This is a genomic window from Pseudomonas sp. MF06569, assembly GCF_059862735.1.
The window spans coordinates 1-594 of sequence record NZ_JCBCUZ010000086.1 but is presented as its reverse complement, the minus strand read 5'-3'; the positions used below and the strand labels follow the sequence as shown (position 1 = coordinate 594).

General features: G+C 44.8%; 2 tRNA genes and 1 rRNA gene. All 3 read right to left on the bottom strand.

The window, feature by feature from the left end:
* Window positions 1–257: 257 nt before the first annotated feature.
* A tRNA-Ala gene (locus AC19YQ_RS24995) sits at window positions 258–333 on the bottom strand.
* A gap of 29 nt (window positions 334–362) precedes the next feature.
* Window positions 363–439: transfer RNA gene (locus tag AC19YQ_RS24990), tRNA-Ile, on the bottom strand.
* An 81-nt stretch (window positions 440–520) separates the two neighbouring features.
* Window positions 521–594, bottom strand: a 16S ribosomal RNA gene (locus AC19YQ_RS24985); the annotation flags it as partial.

The following is a 594-nucleotide window of genomic DNA, read 5'->3' as shown; positions in this document are numbered from 1 at the left end:
TTCACTTGACCATATAACCCCAAGCAATCTGGTTATACTATGAAGACGACATTCGCCGAAAATTCGCATGTTCAATTAAGAACGTTCACAAATTTTACCTTAGCCTGAATAAACACCAGTGAAAGTGCTATCCAGTCTAACTTTCTATTACATACCCAAATTTTTAAAGAACGATCTAATCAAAAGATCAGAAATCAACATTCACCATCGTTTGATGGAATGCTCATTTCTAAGCTTTACGATACAGAAGCAGTATATGGTGGAGCCAAACGGGATCGAACCGTTGACCTCCTGCGTGCAAGGCAGGCGCTCTCCCAGCTGAGCTATGGCCCCATATTTCTACAGGTACTTCCATACAAAATTGGTGGGTCTGGGCAGATTCGAACTGCCGACCTCACCCTTATCAGGGGTGCGCTCTAACCAACTGAGCTACAGACCCAATTTTGGTCTACTTCTATCGTCTTCTTCAATGAATCAAGCAATTCGTGTGGGAACTTATGGAGCAGCTGATGTCGTCGATTAAGGAGGTGATCCAGCCGCAGGTTCCCCTACGGCTACCTTGTTACGACTTCACCCCAGTCATGAATCACACCG